This is a genomic window from Enhygromyxa salina (assembly GCF_000737335.2).
Lineage (GTDB): Bacteria > Myxococcota_A > Polyangia > Nannocystales > Nannocystaceae > Plesiocystis > Plesiocystis salina_C.
Genome location: NZ_JMCC02000116.1, coordinates 1 through 20,421, shown reverse-complemented (window position 1 = coordinate 20,421; position 20,421 = coordinate 1). Strand labels below are relative to the sequence as shown.

17 protein-coding genes are annotated in these 20,421 nt (G+C 68.3%); 11 read left to right on the top strand and 6 right to left on the bottom strand.

Annotated features, from left to right (window positions below; genetic code table 11):
- The first annotated feature begins 59 nt into the window (after window positions 1–59).
- Window positions 60–1,103, top strand: a complete 1,044-nt coding sequence (locus DB30_RS33775) for a hypothetical protein (RefSeq protein ID WP_052556898.1) — start codon at window positions 60–62, stop codon at window positions 1,101–1,103.
- Between the two features lie 417 nt (window positions 1,104–1,520).
- On the opposite strand, the gene DB30_RS33770 is transcribed toward DB30_RS33775, so the two are convergent.
- From DB30_RS33770 to DB30_RS33750, 5 genes are all read right to left on the bottom strand, one after another.
- Window positions 1,521–2,219 (bottom strand): hypothetical protein, encoded by a 699-nt coding sequence (locus tag DB30_RS33770; RefSeq protein ID WP_052556896.1) that lies wholly within the window; start codon window positions 2,217–2,219, stop codon window positions 1,521–1,523.
- Entirely contained in the window at window positions 2,212–2,730 is a 519-nt protein-coding gene (locus DB30_RS33765) for a hypothetical protein (protein ID WP_146661821.1), read from the bottom strand. Before DB30_RS33765 ends, DB30_RS33770 begins: the two co-directional genes overlap by 8 nt.
- Before the next feature lie 11 nt (window positions 2,731–2,741).
- Window positions 2,742–4,214 carry a sigma 54-interacting transcriptional regulator gene (locus DB30_RS33760; protein WP_052556893.1) on the bottom strand — a complete coding sequence of 491 codons (1,473 nt, stop codon included), beginning with the start codon at window positions 4,212–4,214 and terminating at the stop codon, window positions 2,742–2,744.
- 58 nt (window positions 4,215–4,272) lie between these two features.
- A complete protein-coding gene (locus DB30_RS33755; protein ID WP_146661819.1) occupies window positions 4,273–4,968 on the bottom strand; it encodes a hypothetical protein in 696 nt (231 codons plus the stop codon).
- A gap of 87 nt (window positions 4,969–5,055) precedes the next feature.
- Window positions 5,056–5,418, bottom strand: a complete 363-nt coding sequence (locus DB30_RS33750; protein ID WP_052556889.1) for a hypothetical protein — start codon at window positions 5,416–5,418, stop codon at window positions 5,056–5,058.
- Between the two features lie 216 nt (window positions 5,419–5,634).
- Here DB30_RS33750 and DB30_RS33745 point away from each other — a divergent pair, with 216 nt between their 5' ends.
- From DB30_RS33745 to DB30_RS33715, 7 genes are all read left to right on the top strand, one after another.
- Window positions 5,635–6,501: a sensor histidine kinase gene (locus DB30_RS33745; protein WP_052556887.1), complete on the top strand. Its 867-nt coding sequence runs from the start codon at window positions 5,635–5,637 to the stop codon at window positions 6,499–6,501.
- A 39-nt stretch (window positions 6,502–6,540) separates the two neighbouring features.
- The gene (locus DB30_RS33740) at window positions 6,541–10,950 is read left to right on the top strand and encodes an ATP-binding protein (RefSeq protein ID WP_052556885.1); all 4,410 of its coding nucleotides are present in this window, start codon (window positions 6,541–6,543) and stop codon (window positions 10,948–10,950) included.
- A gap of 140 nt (window positions 10,951–11,090) precedes the next feature.
- Entirely contained in the window at window positions 11,091–11,939 is an 849-nt protein-coding gene (locus DB30_RS33735; protein WP_146661815.1) for a class I SAM-dependent methyltransferase, read from the top strand.
- 52 nt (window positions 11,940–11,991) lie between these two features.
- Entirely contained in the window at window positions 11,992–13,146 is a 1,155-nt protein-coding gene (locus DB30_RS33730; RefSeq protein WP_052556883.1) for a hypothetical protein, read from the top strand.
- On the top strand, window positions 13,143–14,204 hold the full coding sequence (locus DB30_RS33725; protein ID WP_052556882.1) for a lysylphosphatidylglycerol synthase transmembrane domain-containing protein: 1,062 nt from the start codon (window positions 13,143–13,145) through the stop codon (window positions 14,202–14,204). Before DB30_RS33730 ends, DB30_RS33725 begins: the two co-directional genes overlap by 4 nt.
- A complete protein-coding gene (locus DB30_RS33720) occupies window positions 14,201–14,713 on the top strand; it encodes a DUF2505 domain-containing protein (protein WP_052556880.1) in 513 nt (170 codons plus the stop codon). The genes DB30_RS33725 and DB30_RS33720 overlap by 4 nt, the downstream gene beginning before the upstream one ends.
- A gap of 58 nt (window positions 14,714–14,771) precedes the next feature.
- Window positions 14,772–17,087 carry a WD40 repeat domain-containing protein gene (locus DB30_RS33715; RefSeq protein ID WP_052556877.1) on the top strand — a complete coding sequence of 772 codons (2,316 nt, stop codon included), beginning with the start codon at window positions 14,772–14,774 and terminating at the stop codon, window positions 17,085–17,087.
- Between the two features lie 34 nt (window positions 17,088–17,121).
- Here the strand turns inward: DB30_RS33715 and DB30_RS33710 are convergent, their stop codons facing one another.
- Window positions 17,122–17,367 carry a hypothetical protein gene (locus DB30_RS33710; RefSeq protein WP_146661813.1) on the bottom strand — a complete coding sequence of 82 codons (246 nt, stop codon included), beginning with the start codon at window positions 17,365–17,367 and terminating at the stop codon, window positions 17,122–17,124.
- A gap of 491 nt (window positions 17,368–17,858) precedes the next feature.
- Here DB30_RS33710 and DB30_RS33705 point away from each other — a divergent pair, with 491 nt between their 5' ends.
- The 3 genes from DB30_RS33705 to DB30_RS33695 all read left to right on the top strand — a co-directional run bounded on the left by DB30_RS33705 (window position 17,859) and on the right by DB30_RS33695 (window position 20,372).
- On the top strand, window positions 17,859–18,992 hold the full coding sequence (locus DB30_RS33705) for a hypothetical protein (protein WP_052556872.1): 1,134 nt from the start codon (window positions 17,859–17,861) through the stop codon (window positions 18,990–18,992).
- Between the two features lie 406 nt (window positions 18,993–19,398).
- A complete protein-coding gene (locus DB30_RS33700; RefSeq protein ID WP_146661810.1) occupies window positions 19,399–20,067 on the top strand; it encodes a hypothetical protein in 669 nt (222 codons plus the stop codon).
- A 140-nt stretch (window positions 20,068–20,207) separates the two neighbouring features.
- On the top strand, window positions 20,208–20,372 hold the full coding sequence (locus DB30_RS33695) for a transposase (RefSeq protein WP_146661809.1): 165 nt from the start codon (window positions 20,208–20,210) through the stop codon (window positions 20,370–20,372).
- Window positions 20,373–20,421 lie beyond the last annotated feature (49 nt).

The following is a 20,421-nucleotide window of genomic DNA, read 5'->3' as shown; positions in this document are numbered from 1 at the left end:
GTAACGTCATGCTTCGCCGCTCTCTATCCAGCCTCACCGCTTCTGTCGCTGCCACCGCCTTGACCTTCGGCTTGGTCGCCGCGACCCCAGGTCTTGCCGAGGCCGGCGCGCTCGACAGCAAGACCACCTTCCTTGGCCTCGAGGGTGACGATGCGCTCGTGACCTCGCTCGCCGACGCGATCCGCTGGGACCTCAACCAGCGCGGCCTCGACGACGGCAACACCATGAGCCTCGCCGAGCTCAAGCTGACCATGGGCTGCGGCGACGAGGACCTGGCTTGCTTTGCGCAGGGCGGCCAGACCCTTGGCTCGTCGCAGCTGGTGTTCGGGGCGGTCAGCAAGAAGGGCGCGGACTACGTCGTCGAGCTGCAGTCGCTCAATGTCGAGACCGGCGAGCTCAACAACAAGATCGAGCGCACGGTCACCGCCGAAGAGCTTGGCGATGCGCAGCTTGGCGCGACCGCTTCTGGCTTGATCGACGCGCTCTACAAGATCGAGCCGTCCGTCGAAGAGCTCCCGCCCACCGAGACCACGGACGGCCCCGACGAGCTGGGCGACGCCAGCGACGTCAAGCCAACCAAGCCGCCGCCTGGCGAGCGCGCGCTGATCTGGGGCGCCTACTCGCCGCGTCCCGCCTGGAAGTGGGCCGGCGTCGGGGTCAGCGGCGTGCTCATGGTTGGCGGGCTGGGCATGGCGATCGGGGCCACGGTTGCGATCAGTCCAAACGGCCCGATCCGCAAGGAGCTGATCACCGCCGCAGAAAACTCGCTGCAGGATTCGAAGCCCGGCAACGACGTTGACCCGAACAGCACCCAGGATCTGTGCGAGCTCGGCCGCGCCGCGCCCGATCCCAGCAAGCCCAACGAGGTCACCAACGCCGAGGTCACCCGGGTCTGCATCAAGGCCGACAACATGGCCACGGTCGCAACCGCAGGCTGGATCGCCACGGGCGTGTTCGCGGCCACGACGGTGGTGTTCACGACGCTGCTGTTCGTGCACAAGAACGACAAGACGGCGGCCAAGCTGCGCAAGCACGGGGTTGGGTTCGGCGGGGCGCCGATGCCCGGCAACGGCTTCACGGTTGGCGGCTCGTTTAGGTTTTAGACCCCCACAGCCGGCTTCGCACTGCCAGGTCACTCGCTTCGCTCGCTCCCAAGGGGGCGTTTGTTCGCGGTCGCATGTGTGGCCCCCTAGAAGGGGGCTCTTGTCTGGGCAGCTGGAGCTGGTGGGGACCGCTCCACTCACGTGTCGAGCCTTGTGAACTCGGGGCGCTCCGTTGCTTCGCGTTTGGGCAGCTGGAGCTGGTGGGGACCGCTCCACTCACGTGTCGAGCGTTGTGAACTCGGGGCGCTCGCTTGCTTCGCGTTTGGGCAGCTGGAGCTGGTGGGGACCGCTCCAGTCACGTGTCGAGCCTTGTGAACTCGGGGCGCTCGCTTGCTTCGCGTTTGGGCAGCTGGAGCTGGTGGGGACCGCTCCAGTCACGTGTCGAGCGTTGTGAAGTGGGGCGCTGGGCGGCTGGGGTCAAAACGCCAGCTTCGTGGCGTCGCCGCCGTCGTGGGTGAAGTCGACGATCCAGCGGCGGCAGACTGACCCTTTGGGCGGCTCGCGGTCGGACGTGACTTCGTTGAACGAGTGCCACAGTTGTTGGCCGTCGAGGGTGACTTCGGGCAGCAGCTCGGCGACTGTGGCGATCGCCTTGGCTGGGCCGCACAGCTCGAGGTCGCAGCGGATCGTGTGGCAGCCGGGGCGGATCTGGATCAGCGGGGGCGGGCCGTCTTTGAACGCCTGCGCGCGGGCGCGGGTGACCACGCTGCGCAGCAGGCCCTCGTGGCGGCGGCGGAAATTTTGATTGATCGGCTCGTCTTCGAGGGGGACGTCGGCCCAGCGCTTGCGCAGGCCCGCGAGCGCGCGGGCGCTGCGTTCGTGTGGCTTCTTGGCCTTGGCTCGCTTGGCCTTGGCTTGCTTGGCCTTGGCTTGCTTGGCCTTGGCTTGCTCGGCTTGGGACTGGGCGTTGCGGGCGGCGGCGCTCTTGCGGGGCTTCTTGGGCGGCTTCTCGCTGCGCTCGAGCATGGGGGCGCGGGGGACATCCAGCGCGACTTGAAATCCGATCGCGGCGGTCGCGAGCACGGGCGCGAGCAGCCACGCGGCCCGCTGGCGCGCCAGCGGAGACAGGCGCCCGACCAGGCCCCGAAACAGGCCATCCCGCTTGGGCTCAGGCATCGGGCGGCGCGGCTCCGGTGGCGAGCTCGTCCGCCGCTGAAGTCTGGTCCGACGGCAGCGGGATCCGGACCTTCCAACCGCCGGGACGACCCAGACGTGCGGGGTTGTCCACGGCTGGATCATCGAGCAATTCGGGCTCCTCCCAGACCAGCTCGAGCCGCAGCGTGCGGCCGTCGGTCATGGTCAGCTCGACGTGGGCTTGCTTGCCGTCATCGTCGAGCAGCTCGGCGCCCGCGACGGCGACGCTGCGATCGACACCGACGATCTGCAGCATCTCGGCGGCCTCGATGCTGCGCCGACCACCCACGTGATCGCTGGCATGCTCGGCCTCCAGCTCCAGCCGCTGGACTGCAGGCGCCTCGATCACGGCGAGCATCCCGTCAACGTCGCCGCGGCGCGCGGTGTCGGCGAACGAGCGGGCCACCGACACCGGCTCGGCCTCTTTTGCGCTGCAGCCCAGGCCTGTGACCAGGCTCAGGCCCAACAGACAGGTCAGAGCCCGTTCAAACACATGCGCCACGGCTAGTCTTCGGCCTTCTTCTTGCTGCTCTTGTGCATGCCCAGCCGCTTGAGGAGCTCGCGCAGGTAGTAGCGCGTGATCCCGGCCTCGGCCGAGGCGCGCGACAAGTTGTTGTCGGTCTTGGCCAGCAGCCGGGCAAAGTAGGCGCGCTCGAAGTCGTCGACGATCACCTGCTTCGCCTCTTTGAAGGGCATCGCGTAGATCTCTTCGGGCAGCACGCCGTCCGACTTGGCCTCGGACGCCTCGCCCTCGGTGCCGAACTTCTTGACCTTGCTGGGCCGACCCTCGCGGCGACCCAGGTGCAGATCCGCGGGCTCGATGATCGAGTTGTGGGCCAGGTGGGCGGCGCGCTCGATCGCGTTCTTGAGCTGCCGAACGTTGCCGGGCCAGGGCTCATCGAGCAGGACTTGCTTGGCTTCGGCGTTGAGCTGCGGGGCGCGCCCGTGGACTCGGGCGAAGTCTTCGATGAACTTGGCGGCGAGCAGCAAGATGTCGTCGCCACGATCCCGCAGCGGCGGCAGATCCACGTTCATGACCGTGAGCCGGAAGTACAGATCTTCGCGGAACTGGCCCTGGCCGACCATCTGCCGCAGATCCCGGTGGGTCGCCGCGACCACGCGCACGTCCACGGTGCGGACCTGGCTCTCGCCGATCCGCTGGACCTCGCGGCGATCGAGCACGCGCAGCAGCTTGGGCTGCAGATCCAAGGGCAGCTCGCCAACCTCGTCCAAGAACAAGGTGCCGCCGTCCGCGTCCTCGAACGCGCCGGCGCGGTCACCGATCGCGCCCGTGAACGAGCCCTTCTTGTGGCCAAGGATCGCGGCCTCGGCCAGCTCGCGGGGGAGCGAGCCGCAGTCCAGTACCACGAAGGGGCGCTCGGCCCGGCCGGACTCGTCGTGCAGGGCGCGGGCGACCAGCTCTTTGCCGGTGCCGGTCTGCCCGCCGATCATCACGCTCATGTCGGTGGGCGCGACCTTCTCGAGGATCGCAAACACCTCGCGCATGGCCGGGCTGGCGCCCCACAGCGCGCCAAAATGATCGTGACCCGAGAGCGGGACCTCGATCTCGTCGGCGGACAGGAACAGGATGTCGGTCTTGCCCAGCGAGATCGTGGCGCCAGGCTCGATGTAGGCCTCGCGGACGCGCAGGCCTTGGACCTGGGTCCCGTTGGTGCTGTCGAGGTCACGCAGCAAGATCCCGCGCTTGTCGCCAAGCGTGATCTGCAGGTGCGTGCCGCTGACCGAGGTGTCCGTGAGCACGAGATCGTTGACGGCGCTGCGACCCACGGTGATCCGCGGGCGCGAGACCTGGATCTGCGCGCCCTGATCTGGACCGGCCGTGACCCGAAGCATCACGCGCCGCAGCTGGGTATGGCGATGGGTCGACGAGAAAAAGGTCGTCGTCATCCCTGGATCGAGGTCGTCGTCGATCTGGGGGACGCCGTTACCGAGGGGCTCTTTGGTGGAATTCGACACACCTAGACAGCTTGCGCGGGACCGGGAGCTGAGGACCAAGGGCTGGGAACCAGTTGGCTCAGTTGAGCATGTCTTCGGGGGTCCGAACAACACGCAGATGGGTTTGGCCACGCGGCTTGGTCCGGCCGACTTTGCCCGAGTTCTCGCGCTTTCGCCAGGGTTGCACGAACAGCGTTGCGACCGCGGCCGCGAGCAGTCCAGGGACCGCTGCCGGCCATGTCTGCGCGATGGGGGTCCCTGCGGCCAGGGCCACCAGGGGCGCAAAAGTGACGCTGAGCGGGGCTGCGATGCCAGCGATCAGCAGCGGCGAGATCTCGGCCGAACCCACGCGCATGCGCTCGCGAGCAAACACCCACGCGAACGCGACGGCGCACGCCGTGTCGATCGGGCCGGGTCCCGCGTAGTCCAACGCGGCGGTCGCAGGCATCACAGCGGCCAGCGCGACCGCGCCAGCGTAGCCGACCACGCCCGCGACGAGGACCATCACCAAGTAGCGGGTGGTCCCCCAAAACCCCTCGAGGCGGCTGCCCATCACCCACTGGATGGTCAGGGTCCACACCAGCCCGAGCAGGCCCAGGCCCTCGGGGTAGTGAAACAGCGCGGTCGCGGGCGTCCACCAATGACGGCCCGCGAGCAGCTCGTCTGGCTGCAGCGTGAACCACCCCGCGACCGAGCTGCGATCGCCAAGCAGCATCGTCACGAAGAAGGTGAGCGCGAATAGGGCGAACGCTCCGCGCCGAAACCTGGGCAGCACCACCGCAGTGTAAGGGGGTCCTCGGGCGCCGACCAGCAGGGAGCTAGTACGAGCCGACAGGCGAGCGTTCGGGGTGAGCGAGGGGGCTCAGGCGGCCGGCGCAGGGCTGGGCAGCGACGACTTGATGTGGCTGCTGGGGTTCTCGAAGATCATGCCCGCGCGGGCTTGGCTCACGTAGTCGAACACTTCGTCGATGCTGGGCCGGCGCACGGCCACGACCGGCGAGGTCAGCACGTCGGTGTCTCGACCCCAAAAGTGGATGCGCTGGCCGATCCAGACCTCGCTGTCGGGTAGCTCGGGGATCGCCAGCGCCATCAGGCGCAGCGCCGCGTGTTTGAGCATCCACTCCCCGGAGCTGCGATCGCGCACCCCCACACACTCGGCGTCGCGCAGGTGGTACTCGGTGTGCTTGGTGAAGAAGACACAGTGGCGACGGCGATCCTCGGACATGCGCCCACCCTGCCAGCAGATCGCGCGGCCACAAGAAATCCGCAGATTGCGTGGCGCCAAGTCCGCCGCTCCGGCAGGCCGCGCATGGACGGGCTCGCGCGTCCGACTGTCCTTTCGGCCACGATGGGGGACTCTGGCTTTGTGACCCACATACCGCCTAGACTCACAGCGGCCGATATGGCAGGGAAGTCTTCGCCAGCGACACGTTCGGGGTCCGTGCGTGAAGAGCTTGGTCAGGTGTTCGACGCCTCGACCGGGGTCGATGAATTCGTTCATGGGCTGATGGCCTTCCTCGTCGAGCTGTCGCGATCGCACCCCAACCACCCCATGCTCACGGCACTTAGTGACGAGCTGGGGCGGGCGTCCAGCGTGCCGTTGGCCGCGTCTGCGGTCCATGATCTGCGCTCGGTCTTGCAGGGTGTGTCGGCGGGGCTCGACTACGCGCCCGTGTTGCTCGAGCGCAGCGGCGTGCTCAAGCACATGGGGGTCGACACCCGGCGCCTCGAGTTGCTGCTCGAGGCGATCGACGACGCACGTACCGGCACGCAGCTCGCCGCCGAGCTCGCCGCCGAGACCCTCGCGGTTCAGCGCGACTGCATGGTCTCGGAGCCTCACGACCCAAGCCAGAGCGAGAGCATCCGCATCAACGACGTCCTGCGTGCAGCAGGAAGGCTTGGCGGGCGGCTCGCCCCGCTCGAGCTTCGGCTCGAGACCAGCGAGGACACCGAGCTCAACGTCAGCCGCAGCGCGATCATGCGGGTGATGGTGAACCTGCTGCGCAACGCCGCGCACGCGATCCATGAGCTCGAGGATCCGGTGGGAGCTGCAGTGACGATTTCATCCTGGGCTTCCGACGAGTTCGTGTTCGTTCAGGTCGCTGACGACGGCCCGGGGATTCCGGCGGCCGCCACCGCTTCGATCTTCGATCTGTTCTTCACGACCCACGCAGAAGGCACCGGCATTGGTTTATATGTGTGCAAGACTCTCGTCAGCGCTTGGGGAGGCATGATTCATGTTGACTCTCGCGACGGTGAAGGTGCCCGTTTCACTTTCAGCGTGCCCAAGGTCAACGCTGGCTCCTGAGTTCGCTCGGCCAGTCAAAGTCTGAGCCCCAACGACACCATGGCGACTTCGCGATCGCTCGAGCCCGCCGATCTCGGCCGGCTGTCGACCATCGACCCGCTCACGCTCGAGCCCGGCATGATTGTCTGGGGTCGGTTTTGTGTGGTCGGCAAGGTCCGCTACGCGAGCCCGCTGTGGAGCGTGCCAACCACAGATCTCGAGCGCGAATTCGGTCGGCCGCCGCACCATCGCGTGTCGCTGCAGTATTTGCCGATCTCCGAGCGCCATCGTGAGCGCATTCGTCGAGCCGTCGTCGCCGACGAGCAAGTGCAGCCGCGGGTCCGCGCGACGATCGATCTGCCGGCAGGATTTGCGCTGGTCCACGAGCCCGTTGACGGCGAGCACCTTGGCGCGCAGCTGCCCGCCCGCGAGTCACGGGCGCTGGCGCTGGCGCTGACCGGGCTGATCAACCGCCTGCACGAGGCCAACGTCCGCGGGATCAGCCTGCGCGCCAGTGATCTGCGCCAGAGCGAAGGTCGGTTTCGCCTCGATGGGTTCGAGCACGTGTGCGGGGCCGGGACCGCCGAGCAAGACGTTGAAGGGCTGGTGTCGCTGCTGCGTCGGGTCGCCGGCCACCACATTGGCAACATCTTGGATCCGCCGCCCCGCTCTGCCGCCGAGCTATGGAGCCGCGCGCGGACGCTGAGCGAAGATCACGGGCCCCCAACGACGCCGCTGAGCCAGCTGCCGCCCTTCGTGGGTCGTGAGCAGGCCCGCCGCGCGCTCGAGTCTGCGTTCGCCGACGCCCAGATCGCCCGGTCTTCGGTCACCTTGGTCTGCGGGGCCCAGGGCGTTGGCAAGAGCCGGCTGCTCGAAGAGTTCGCCAGCTGGCTGCGGGCGGGCGATCGCGCGGTGGTGCTCTCGGGCGAGTACCTGCGCGGCTGCGGTGAGAGCCGCGCTGGGTTGATGGGCGCGCTCGGTCGGCTGCCCGCCGCGCTCGCCAGCGGTCCGCCGGATGTCTCGGCGCGGGTGCGCGAGCGACTGACCCGACGCATCGGTCCGCTCGCGGGGGTGCTCGCCAGCTACGCGCCTGGGCTCGCCGAGCTGCTGGATCCCGAGCTGGCGCCGAACAAGCCAATTGCGATCCAGGCGCCCGCGGTCGAGTTCGAAGAGGGCTTCGCTCGACACGCCGTCGCGGTCGCCGAAGCTGTCCGCTCGCTCGGCTCGCAAGAGCGGCCGCTGGTGATCCTGCTCGACAACCTGCAGCTCGCTGATCGCGGCTCGATCGCGGTGCTGCGGCGCTTGCTGCTCGAGGATCGCAGCCACCACACAATGATCGTCGCGGGGCTGTGTGGGGCCGCGCCGTCCGGACTCGCCGAGGCCTCCGACGAGGGCAACTGGAACCCGCAGCGCGATCCCCAGCTGCTGCTGCGGCGGGTCGTGCTCGTGGCCTTGACCGTCGCCGAGCTCGAGCGGCTGATCATCGCCGGGCTCCCCGGTCCAGTCGTTCACCCCACCGAGCTCGCAGAGATCCTGCACGAGGCCAGCCGCGGCAACCCGCTGGTCGCGTGGGCGACCCTGCAAGCGTGGATCGAGAGCGGCGTGTTGGTCCGCGGCGAGTCCGAGCCGTGGTCGCTGCGCAAGCGCAAGGTCGCGCGGACCAGCCCCAAGAAGGTGTTTGGTCAGCGCGTCGAGGGGGCGAGCCTCGACGAGCGCTGGCTCGCGCTGCTGGCCGCGGCCGCGGGTGGGCACGTCGACGAGGCGTGGTTTCAGCGGGTCTCGGGCTGGGATCCCAACCGAGTCGCCAGCGCCGTCACTGGGCTCGAGAGCCGCGGCCTGATGACCAAGGCCGGCGAGGCCAGCCTTCGATTTCCGCACGAGCTGGTCCGCGATCTGGTCATCAAGCGCACGCCCGCGGGCGACGTCCGGCGGGCTCACGCAACGATCTCGGGCTGGCTCGCGTCGCTGGGGCCACGGGTCAGCGCCGCGCGGCTCGCCTATCACACCGACGCCGCGCTCGCCCAAGACTCGCACGCGGATCCAAAGTTGGCCGAGATGCACCTCGCCGCGGGCCGCGAGATGCTTGGCGTGTTCGACCTCGAGCGCTCGGGCTGGCACTTCACCCGGGCGCTGATCGAGCGCGGCAAGGGGACCGGGCGGCTCGCCGCCGTCGAGGGCGCGGCCGATGTCGCCTTGCTCGGCGAGAAGTACGAAGAGGCCGCGCAGCTCTACGCCGAGGCCGTGGTCGAGACCGACGATCCGCTGGTGGCGTCGCGGATCGCCGCCAAGGCGGTGCACGGGCTGTTTCGCAAGTCGGCCGCGAGCGAGGCCGCGACGATCGGGCGGCTCGCGCTGGCTCGCGCGGATCGGCCGTTGCCCAACGCCAACGCGACCTGGCGGCTGCGGACCGGCATGATGCAGGCCAAGCTGCGCCTGCGCCTGGGCAAGAGCAAGCCCAGCGATCTCGCGGACCAGCTCCGCGAGCAATTGTGTTGGCTGTACGCGCGGCTCGCCGTGGTGCTGGCGCTGTCGGAGCCGCAGACCGCCGAGCTGTGCTTGCTGCGAGCGCTGCGACACGCCCGGGGGCTGGACACCGCGGCGGCGGCCAACGTGCTCGCGCTGCGCGGCGCCAACTTGGCGATTCAGGGCAACCTGGAAGAGGGCAAGCTGTTGCTGTCGCAGGCCACGGAGATCGCAACGAGCGCCCACAACGACTGGGCGATGGCGATGACGCGGCACCTTCGGGGGCACATCGTCGAGCTCCCGGCGGGCGACTATCGGCAAGGGCTGGCCTCGCTCGATGAGGCGGTCGCGCATTTTCGGCGCACGGGGGATCTGTCGATCGCGGTGTCGAGCTTGCTGTTCAAGGCCGCCTACGCGCGCAACCGTGAGCCGCTGCCGGTCCTGCATGGGTGGCTCGACGAGGCCGCGGCGCTCAATGAGGTGCAGGGGGACACCGTCGTCGATCTCGCGATCGACGCCCTGCGCCTGTGTCTGCGGGCCCGTGCGGGTGCCCGCAACGTCGTGGAGGCGGCGGCCAGCATCTCGGCCCGCGCGCGCGCGCGTGCGCTGGTGAGCTACGAAGGGTTGTTGCCGCACGCCTACCTCGCGCTCGCGCTGCTCGAGGTCGGCGAGCAAGCGCGGGCCCGTGAGCAGGTCGAGTTTGTGTTCTCGCCCGCGCTCGAGCGCCCGCACTTGCCCGACTTTGCCTACGATCTGTGGGTCGCGCGCGCGCTGGTGCTGGTCCGCTCGCGCACGCCAAGCGACGAGCGCTTGCTGGACAGCGCGATCCACCGGCTCGAGAAGGCCAGCCGACTCTCGCCGCGGCTGGGGGCGTTCGCACTGCTGGCGCGGGTCCGTCAGGCCATGGCCGCCGGCAAGCGCGACCGGGCCCGCGGCGCCGCGGAGGCGCTGATCTCCCAGCTCGCCAGCCACGGTCAGACCCACCACGCGCTCGAGGCCCACCGGACCCTCGCCGAGCTCCTGCGCGGCAGCGACGTGCTCGCCGCGCGCGAGCACGTGCACCTGGCCAACGAGCTCGCCGAACAGCTTGGGCTGGAGCAGGCGCGCGAGCGGGAGATCGAGCGCGAGCGGGCCGCCGAGCAGCAAGACGTGCCGCGCGTGCGGGGCCACGATCGCAGCAGCCGCCGGCACAGCAGCGCGTACCTGCGCGCGCTCGCCCGCAACGAGTTGGTCGAGGTCTCCGAGGTGCTCGAGCGCTCGCGGCAGGTGCTGCTCGAGACCGTTGGCAACGTGTCGTGGCTGTACTTGCGGGCCCAGCCGCAGCTGCGTGTTCACGGCGAGCTGATGGAGCTTCAGTCCCTGCTGGTGCACCTCGCTCTGTGTGCGCGCGACAGCGTGACCGAGCCCGAGCAGCTGCGCGCGGTTGGAACCTTGGAGCAGCTCGACAACGCGCGGGCGTCGAACATCCCGGGGGCCAGTCCTGGGCCGTGGGGGCGGATCGCGGTGTCGGTGCTGGGAACCCCCACGGCGATCGGCGTGACCGGGGGCGTGAGCGCGTGTCGACAGGTCGCAACGCGACTTGGCGGGTTCTTGGACGTCGAGCAAGACGGGCAGCTGCTGACCTTGGCCGTGTATCTGCCGCCCGAGCGGACAACGGGATCCAGCGCCCACCCGATGCCGCAGCTCGAGGCGGTGCCGGACCTGGCCGGCGTGTATGTGCTGCACCCGGATCCGATCATTCGCGAGACGCTGGCTGGCGCCGTCTCGCGGCTTGGGTACAAGTGCGAGAGCGGGGCGCCGGATGATGTCGACTTTCGCGACCTGCCCAGCGTCGAGGTGTTGTTCGTGGATGGCGACACGCTGGCGAGCTACGCCAAGCAGCTGCCGAGTGGGTCGAGGCTCGTCGAGATCGGCAGTCGCATCGGGCGGCGCGGCTCGGAGCACGCGACGCTTCGCGTGCCGTTTGCGATGGGGGAACTGCGCAAGTTCCTCGAGGGGGAGGGGTGAGCTCCCCGGGGGGGCGGCCCGGCTCCCTGCGTTGACTCTGGTACATTGCGCGGCCTCCTCCAATGGCCGACGAACGAATGAACGCAACACCTTCTCAGCGCGGGCGAGGTCTCTCGTCCGCTCACCCACCCCGTTCGTGGATGGGTCCCTCGCTGTGCTTGGCGCTGGGGCTCGCAGCTTGCTCGAGCGCGGGCTCGGCTGGTCCCGCCGACCCGGCGAGCTCGCCGAGCAACGCGCCGGAGCTGGAGCCGGAGCCGGAGCCGGAGCCGGCGGTCGCCCAGCCTGCGTCCACGACGATCGACGTCCAGGCGATCGTCGCCGCCGAAGACCGCGACCCCGAGGACCGAGAGTCTGACGCGAGTCGCAAGCCGGCCGAGCTGCTCGAGTTCATGCGGCTCGCCCCGGGGATGAAGGTCGCCGACCTTGGGGCCGGGTTTGGCTACACGACGGAGCTGCTGGCGCGCGCCGTTGGCCCAACCGGAACGGTCTACAGTCAAAACACTGCGTTCGTGCTCGATAAGTTCGCCCGCGAGGGCTGGGACGCCCGCCTGGCCAAGCCCGTCAACGCCAACGTGGTGGGCCTCGAGCGCGAGTTTGGCGATCCCTTCCCCGCGGACATCGAGCCCCTCGACCGGGTCGTGAACGTGCTCTTTTATCATGACTTCGAGTGGATGGAGATCGATCGGGCGGCCCACAACGCCGACGTGTTCGCGGCCCTGCGGCCGGGGGGAACCTATGTGATCGTGGATAGCTCGGCGGCCGCTGGGCACGGGATCGCGGACTCGAAGTCGCTGCATCGGGTCGAGGAGGCCCTGGTGATCGCCGAGCTCGAGGCTGCTGGCTTCACGCTGCGCGAGCGGGCCGAGTTCTTGCGTCATCCCGGGGACACGCGGGACTGGAACGCGCTGCCGTGGCGCAGCCCCGAGCGGGCCAAGGCTGGGGAGTTTAGCGACAAATTCGTGCTGGAGTTCAGCAAGCCTGGGGGCTGAGTCCACCCCCACAGGACCAGACAGGATCCCGGCAACCCTGTATTCTCCCGGCGTGCGAGCGCAGCTGCACGTCCACGCCGGTCAACCCCGGTCCCCCGAGCGGGCGGCGCAGCTGATCGCCGCCGAGCTCGCCGCCAGCTTCCCCCGCCAGCGGCAGGTCACCCTGGCGATCGTCGCCCTGGGCCCGCACCCCGGCCTCACGCCGACCCCGTGGATGCTCGACGGCTTGCTCGCCGCGCTCGTCGAGGCCGAGCGCACGCCGGTCAACTTCGTGACGATCGGCGATCACCAGACCGGCGAGGCGCTGCTGCGCAAGGCCGGCCGCCAGGGCCCGGTTCGCGGCGCCGAGCTGATCGAGCGACCCAACCGAGACCGCCGGATCGATCTGCGCGTCGGCGGCCACGCCCGCCCGCTCTCGGTCCTGCGCGAGGTCGTTGGCTCGAGCCTGATCGTGTGCGCCCCGCTGTGCTTTGGCGCCCACGACCTCGGCCCGGTCCGCCACTGGCAAGGCCCGATCGCTGGGTTGCTGGCCAGCTTCGCCGAAGCGCAGGGGTTCACCCCGGCCACGCCCAAGCTGCGCACGGGCCTGCGTCCGCGCGTGGAAGACAGCCCCGATCGGGCCGCGGTCACGGCCGGCCTCGAGCTGCTCGGGGCCTGCTTCGCGAGCGCAGCCGTGCTGCTGGACGGCACCTGGGCGGCCGCAGTCGAGCCCACGAGCAAGCAAGCCGGGCGTGGGCGCGCTGGCAACGGTCGGTTCATCACGCTGCCCAAGCTCTCGCTGGCAGCCACCCGCGAGCCCAAGCCACCCACGCTGCTCGGTGAGCTCGCGACCTGCGATCGGGCGCTGGGCGTGGGCGCGCTCAATCAGCTGACGCTCGCGTCGGTCCTCGGGGTCGATCGCTGGCTCGCCGCGGCGCTCGGGCTCGACTCCCGAACGCCCGATCACAGCCCCGAGCTCGTGACCAGCCCCGGTCGCTGGCCCACGCTCTCGCTGGCCGCGACCCGCAGCCAGCCGCCGCGCCTCGCGGATCGAGCGATCGCCGGGATCCGCAGCCAGACCAAGCGCCTGCGCGCGCCCCTACCCAACGCGCTGCCGGCCCCGGTTCCGGGTGAGTTCGCGGCTCTGTGGACCCAGCGTTGGTACGGCGAGCACGAGCTGGGCCGCCCCCGGCTCGCGTCGCAGCGGTCACCTACGGGGCTGCGATGAGTCGACTGCTGCGCCGCACGCTGATCGGCGTGGTGTTTGGCGTCGTCGTCTACATCGTGTGGCTGTTGGTGTCCGACGCCCGCGAGGTCGCCGACAGCTTGCAGGGCTTCGCGTGGTCGGCCGTCGCCTGGGCGCTGCTGGCCTCGTCGCTCAACTACCTGCTGCGGTTTTGGAAGTGGGAGCTGGCGCTTGGCTGGCTGGGCGTGCGCGCGGGCTCGGGGGGCTTGCACGCGCCCACGGAGCTAAAGCTTGGCCGCTCGCTCGAGATCTACTTGGCCGGCCTGAGCATGTCGGTGACGCCGGGCAAGGTCGGCGAGGTGCTGCGCAGCGTGCTGCTCAAGGCCAGCAACGAGGTGCCCTTCACCCGCACGGCGCCGATCGTGGTCGCCGATCGGCTCAGCGATCTGATCGCGCTAATTGTGCTGGCGCTGATCGGCATCTCGGAGTTCGCGGAGTTCCTGCCCTACGTGATCGCGGCGCTGGTGTTGGTGGTCGCGGGGGTGGTCGTGCTGGGCTCGCCCAAGCTGTTCGGCGGGATCTTGAACGTGTGCGCCAAGCTGCCGGTGATCGGCGGCCTCGCACAGCGCGCGCACGGCCTGATCGACAGCGCCGCCGTGTTGCTCGAGCTGCGCTACATCACCGTGCTCAGCGCGATCTCTGTGGTTGGCTGGGGCCTCGAGTGCGTGGGCTACTGGGTCATCCTCAACGCGTTCCCCGGGGTCGAGGCCGGCCTGCCGCTGTGCGTGTTCCTGTGGTCGGCCACGACCCTGATCGGGGCGCTCTCGTTCCTGCCTGGGGGGCTTGGTGCCACCGAGGGCTCGCTGGGCGTGCTCGTGGCGCGCTTCGCCGTGGGCGTGAGCGGCTCGATAGCGATGGCCTCCACGCTACTCATCAGGCTCTGCACTCTCTGGTACGGTGAGCTGGTCGGGGCCATCGCGCTGGTCTCCTTCATGCGCGACCCCAAGCTGCGCGCGGCCGCCCGCGAGGTCGAGCAGGCCGCTCGCGAGACCCCCCCAAACGCTCCTGGCTCTCCCCCCCCTCCGAGTGAATCCCCATGATCGAATACGAGATCGTCGACGAGTTTGCGACCACCCCCGACAAGTACTGGGACATGTTCTTCAGCGACGAGTACAACGGCGCGCTGTGGAAGGCCCTCGACATCGAGCGCGAGGTGATCGAGTTCAAGCGCAGCGGTGAGGGCCCCGACGAAACGATCCATCGCGTCCAAAAGCTGACCCCCAAGCGCGACGTGCCCTCGGCCCTGCGCAAGCTGGTCAAAGACGCGATCTCCTACGAAGAGCGCAACGAGTGGCGGCGCAAGGACAACCGCATGGACGTTGTCACGATCCCCAACTTCTTCGCTGACAAGTTCACGACCCGCGGCACCTATACGCTCGTCGCAATGGGCGACGACAAGCTCAAGCGGATCTGGAAGGCCAGCTGCGAGTGCCGGGTCGCCCTCGTTGGCGGCAAGGTCGAGAAGTTCGTGGTCGAAGAGGTCCAGCGCAGCTATCGGGCCACGACGATCTTCACCCGCAAGTGGATCGCCGAGCACCTCGCCACATAGGTCGTCCGTACTTACATTGCCCGGCGCGAGCGCGGTCATGCGATGATCCGCGCGGGACATGAAGCACACGACGCCGGTCACGATCTGCCTGCTCGCGCTCGCGTGCACCGCCAAGAAAGCCGCGCCTGCGGCCGAGTCTGGCGGCGACGCGAACGCCCAGCCAGACGCCCAGGTCCAGCCAGCTCCGGCGCCGCCCGAGACCCTGAGCCTGCCGCTGCCGTCGCCGATCGTGGTGGAGGCGCCACCGATCGCCGCGGACCAGGCCGTCGTGTTCGAGCAAGTCTCACTTGGGATCCCGAGCCGGTGGCGCTTCAAGCCCGGCGGCAAGGAGGTCGCCGAATTGCTCGAGCGCGGGTGTGGGACCTGGTCGCTCGACAGCGGCAATTTCCTTGGGACCTCGCCCTCGACCGCGACGGATCCGTGTCACACCGGGGCCCCGCTGGCGCCGCTGGTGTGGGCAGCCAACAAGCTCTCGATCGCCGGTCCCGGCGGGCAGGGCACGCTGCGCGTCGAGGGGGATCACTTCGAGCTGTCGGCGCCCGCGCTGAAGGGCCAGGCCAGCGAGGGGCAGCGCTACCAGGCCGCCGCGTTCAGCCCCAACGGGGCCCGGCTGGCGCTGTTTGTCAGCGGCACCCAGGGATCCTCGCTTCAGATATGGAACCTCGCCAGCGCGCAGCTCGAGCGCACGCTGTCCTTCGCGATCACGCCCGGTGAGGATCAAGAACCGGGCCCGCTGATCGTCGAGCGGGTCTGGCTCGAGTGGACCGCGCGCTCGTTGGTCGCGCTGGCCGACGCCAAGATCGTGTCCTCGCGCGACTACGGTGATCCCGAGCGCGTCGCGTTCGCGCAGGTCTGGCGCTCGATCGAGCGCAAGCCGGTCGAGTTTCGCTTCAACGAGCACGACGGGGACTTCATCACCGACGTCGAGCGCTTCTACCTCGACCCCGAGCACCGCTGGCTGTTTGCGGTGCTGGCCGGGATCATCCCGGACGACGGCAGCGACGCCAAGCAGGTCGAGGGCATCAACCTGACGACGGGGAGCCAGCTGGCGCTCTCGGGCGACATCTGGCTCGCCGACGAAGAAGACGAGCCAGCGCCCGTGCCTCGCCAAGCGGGCGCAGCTCCAGACCAGATCCCCAAGCCAACGCACACCTGGCAGGGCACGAGCGCGTGGGAGCTGAAGGACTACGACAGCGGCTACGACTTTGGGGGCGGCTGGGAGTGGTCGGTGACCTCGCTGGTGCCGATGCCGAACCACTCGATCGCGCTCGCGCGTGGCCACGGCATCGTCGAGCACGAGCGGCTCGCCGAGGGCGAGACGATGAGCGTGGGGTTGGTCGGGGGCGGCAAGATCTCGAGCACGCTCGTGTTGTGCGATGAAGATCAGGACGAGCCCTGCGAGGGTGGCAGCGCGCTCCCGCCCGGCTGCGAAGCGATCGACGCCAGCTTCGACTTCGCGCAGCTGCTGTTGGCCTGCGATGATCGTTGGCTGCTCATGCCAATGCCCGCGCTTGGCGAGCCGGTCGAGATCGCGGGCGCCCACGAGTTCGCGCGTGGAGCCGCCGCGCCACGCCGCGTGGTCTGGAGCCCAGCGGGCATGGCGATCTGGACGGCCGCCAACGGTCTGCGCCTGTTCCACGACAAGCCAAAGACAGACGGCCTCGACGCTGTAACCGCGCTTCACCGCGTCATCCTCGATGACGAAGTTGGCCTCGCGTTGGTCGAGAAATCCGGTGAGCTGCACATCCTCGACCTCGAGCGGGCCAAGCTCGGCCCGCCGCTCGCGTGGACCGGCCCGATCGAATTTGCTGCGTTCGCCCCCTACTCGACCTACGGAGATCGCTTGGCGCTCGCGGGCGGGGGGACGCTCGCGGTGTTCTCGGTGTTTGACAGCGAGCCAGGCGTGCGCTGGTCGACCCAAGATCTCGCAGGGGTCGCGTTTCGTCAGGACGGCCAGGCGCTCTACGTAGGCGTGAACCGCCCCGTACCCGAGCTCACCCTCGACCCCTTCAATGGTGAGCTGCTCGCCAACGAGCAGCTCGATCGGGTCGTGCTCGATCGGCTCGCCGCCGCCGGGCTGGATCCCACTTGGCGGTGGGCGATCGAGCACAATGGAGCGCTGATGCGCACGCTCGACGGGCAGGCCCTGTTGGTCGCCCAGAGCGATCAAGCCCTGGCCGAGAGCGGCTACTTCGAGGGTGAGCCGAATGGGTGGGAGCTGGCTCGTCATCGCGTGCGGGTTGGGCCGCCCGCGTCGGGGACCGTGCACACCCTGGCCGAGCTGGCCGGGCGGCTGAAGCGTTCGGGCTTGGTGGCGGACTTTCTGAGGGGCGACTTCCTGCCCCGGCCGCGGATGTCGGCGCCCGACGAATGACCCAGGGGGGTGTCGGCCCGAACCGCGGGCGGCATCACAGCCAGGCCGCGTACATCAGCAGCAACGCCGCCAAGGCGACATTGACGACCGACCGGGCGATGAGGAGCCGTACGACGCTCGGGCTCGATCCCGAGCGGACCGTCGAGAACGCGACGCCGAGCAGGGCGAGAGCCAGGCCGACACAAGCGACGATCGGATCTTCACCGAGCCACGCGAGCGCCAGGATCAGGACCGACGCGGCCCCGAGCATCCCCCCCGTCACACGAGTCCAGCGAGTCATGCGAGTCATCGCGCCCCCAACACGAAGACGGCGGCGAGGACCACTCCCGTCGCCAGGACCAAATCACAGATGACGACCTTGACCAGCGCGAGGGGACACCCTCCACGGCGGTGAACTGCGAGCTTTGTGCAGCCGAGATTCTCGTCTGCGTGCAAGTACATCTCTACAGGGCGCCGTCATTTCACGTGTGGCGACCAAGATCGCACACGGTCCAGCTGTTCGCCCGGCCGGGCTCAGGGCCGGTCGCGCGGCAGAGCAGCAGAACTTCGGCTGCGGCTGGCGCGACCGAGATTGCCGTCTTACAATCACGACGATGCACTCGAACTCCGCTCTGTCGATCCGTTCGCGGCTCACGCTTGGGCTCCGCGGTGAGACGGCCGGGGCCGAGACTCCAACCGAGACACGAGCGAGCTCGCGGCGGGACGGCCAGCGCCACCGTGAACCTCGCAGCGGGGAATCGCGTGCGCCGAGGCCGTAGCAACACAGTCGCCGTGCTGACCGTGCTCACCGTGGCGCTAGTCGGCGTCGAACATCACATCGCTCGTCCTCCGAAGTGTCCCGCGGGAGAACTCGCTGCCCAGCTCGACGACTGGGAGCGACGCGCGACAACCAATCAGGGATTACAGGAGGTCAAGTGGGAGATTGCCCCGATTCTTCTTGGAACTTGCAACACCCCACGCATCGAGGATCTCCTGTACAAACCCGAATATGACCCCGCCGCACTTAACGAGAGTGAGCGGACGATCTGCCCCGGCATCGATGTGTTCAACCACGACGAGTCCGATGACGGCAATTGGCACACCTTCTTCAACCAGCAATACCGTCAGTGTAATTTTGCCCGCTATGGCCTACTCCACAATCATGAATTGAATGCCGTTGAACCTCAGGGCGCTCGGTTCTGGCACGCGGTCGATGAGCTGATCGAGGCCAGCGTCGATCCCGACGTCGCTCGACGCACGGCGAGACTGCTGCTGCTGGCCCACGACGCCGAAACACGCACTAACGATCGGTACGTGCTTCGTCGCGGCACGTTGACCCGGACCTACCGCTATGACGGTGGGCCCACAGTCTGGCAACTCGATGAGGAAGGACGACTCGGCGCGGACATCGTCAGCGAGCTCTACCCGGGCAGCGGCGTGGAATCGATCTCGCTCGGACCAGAGGCCCGCGGCCGAGATCTGGCGTGGCTGTTCGAATATTGTGAAGCCCGACATTACGGATGCAGCCCCGTCTATCTCGCTTCGCTCGAGCGCACGACGACAGGCTTACCGATCGTCGCTGCGGTCGAGGTCGGGCGCCGCGACAAACACGTGCGTGAACGAGAGCCGGAGCCCGTGTTGACCGTTTTCATGGACGAGCGTGGCTTCGAGTTGCGATCGCCAGGTATGAGTGCCGGCGAAGTTCGGCTCTGGGCGAGCTATGATGCCAGCCTCGCGGCAAAAGTGCCTACGACCGGACGCGTCGATGTGGTCCTCGGGCCGGACGTCCGCGCGGCGACCTTTCTGCCAGGCATCATTGCTCTGCATCGCCACTTGGGCCTTCAGTATCCGTGGCTTCGGCCGAGCCGCGACGAGGATGCAAGTAGCGCGCACGTGTCGATCCACGACCCCAACCCCGCGCGTTGACGCCCGCGGGACGCAATCCACGCAAAATCGAGATCAATATCCTCATGGATCGTGGAACGCCAGTGTCCCGTTTGCGGCCTTGTGCGCGCCCCGGGCAGGGAGTAGCGATCGAGATCGCCCGACACGGCCGAGGGTATACGGCACTCCGGGTACGTAAGATGTTGTGCGAGAACGGTTGCTGTTGACGGGAATTGGGGAGATCCGGACCTGACTCGCCGCCGCAGCCGGGCGGAATGAACCACCGCGCGTCGGAGCGAGCCGGTCCGCGAGGGATCATTGTTTGCAGCTTGACATCAGGACACGATATAATGCATCGGCGACCATGGCGAGCCATCTCCAAAGCCCGAGCACGTCCACACCTGCGGCATTGCGCCGAACGACCTCGTGTGTGGCGAGCGCAGCGCTCGTGGCGGTGCTGAGCCCGGCCTGTGTCGAAAAGCCTCCCGCGACTTCGAAGCCCGAGCGCCCCTGTCCCGCTTTTTCGTTTTTGGACTGGAGCGGTGCCTCGATGAGCTTCTCGGGGCTCGACGTGGGAGCCGTGAAACCCGGACACACCGTGCTGGCGCAGGGCAAGTGCGTTCATTACCTGCGCGCGCACACAAGCAACCTAGTAGCCCACAAACGCGGACTGGTTTTGCTCTTTCACGGATCGAAGGCCGACATGACGGCATTTGAGCACGTTGTCGCGCCGTTAGTAAACGCCGGCTATGACGTACTGCTGCCAGAGCTCGCGTGCGATGGGTCTGCGCGGGCCGAAGCTGCGCAAGTGCTGAGGCACGCGCAAGGCCACGGTCTCGGCCTCCCGTGTGATCATCCAGCCGACGGATGCCGCGCCTATTATGCGATTTGGGCGCTCGACGATGCGGCGGAATTCGCCCAACAATTCCTCCGCGATGTACACGGCTGGGATGCTGTCGATCTGCTGATCGCCGACGATGAAGCTGAGCAGCGGCGAGCCGATGATCCTCGGGTCCTGGCCATGGCCAGCGACCGGGACGCAGGTCGCATCACACCCTCCGCGGCACAATGGGAGATAATATTAACTGGGTTGCGGCAGAGCAATGCAAGCGAGTAGCGCTTGCATGAGATCGCCAATTGCGCGGTAAATAGGAACGGTTCGCAGTCAAAATCGCTCGACTTGATGGCGGTCCAGCTGGCAGAAGAGATCTTTGGCCACTCGGACGATATTATCCTTCCATTCGTGAATTGGTGACGATGCCGCGGCCCCCCCCCCTCCCCGTCCGCCGTCTGTTGTACAAATTCAAGCGCGCTTGGAAAGACGGCACACATGCGGTGGTCCTCGAACAGCTCGACTTCATCGCGCGGCTCGTGGCCCTGATCCCACCGCCACGCTTCCACATGCTTCGCTACCACGCGTAGAGGACATCCAAACGGTGGTCTGGCGACGAGATGCGTTGGTCGGAGTAGC

Excerpts from the sequence above, each read along its gene's own strand:
- DB30_RS33770 (WP_052556896.1), bottom strand. The coding sequence starts at position 2,219 with ATGCCTGAGCCCAAGCGGGATGGCCTGTTTCGGGGCCTGGTCGGGCGC.
- DB30_RS33750 (WP_052556889.1), bottom strand. The coding sequence starts at position 5,418 with ATGTCCGAGGATCGCCGTCGCCACTGTGTCTTCTTCACCAAGCACACC.
- DB30_RS33740 (WP_052556885.1), top strand. The coding sequence starts at position 6,541 with ATGGCGACTTCGCGATCGCTCGAGCCCGCCGATCTCGGCCGGCTGTCG.
- DB30_RS33735 (WP_146661815.1), top strand. The coding sequence starts at position 11,091 with ATGGGTCCCTCGCTGTGCTTGGCGCTGGGGCTCGCAGCTTGCTCGAGC.
- DB30_RS33725 (WP_052556882.1), top strand. The coding sequence starts at position 13,143 with ATGAGTCGACTGCTGCGCCGCACGCTGATCGGCGTGGTGTTTGGCGTC.
- DB30_RS33720 (WP_052556880.1), top strand. The coding sequence starts at position 14,201 with ATGATCGAATACGAGATCGTCGACGAGTTTGCGACCACCCCCGACAAG.
- DB30_RS33715 (WP_052556877.1), top strand. The coding sequence starts at position 14,772 with ATGAAGCACACGACGCCGGTCACGATCTGCCTGCTCGCGCTCGCGTGC.
- DB30_RS33710 (WP_146661813.1), bottom strand. The coding sequence starts at position 17,367 with ATGACTCGCTGGACTCGTGTGACGGGGGGGATGCTCGGGGCCGCGTCG.
- DB30_RS33695 (WP_146661809.1), top strand. The coding sequence starts at position 20,208 with ATGCCGCGGCCCCCCCCCCTCCCCGTCCGCCGTCTGTTGTACAAATTC.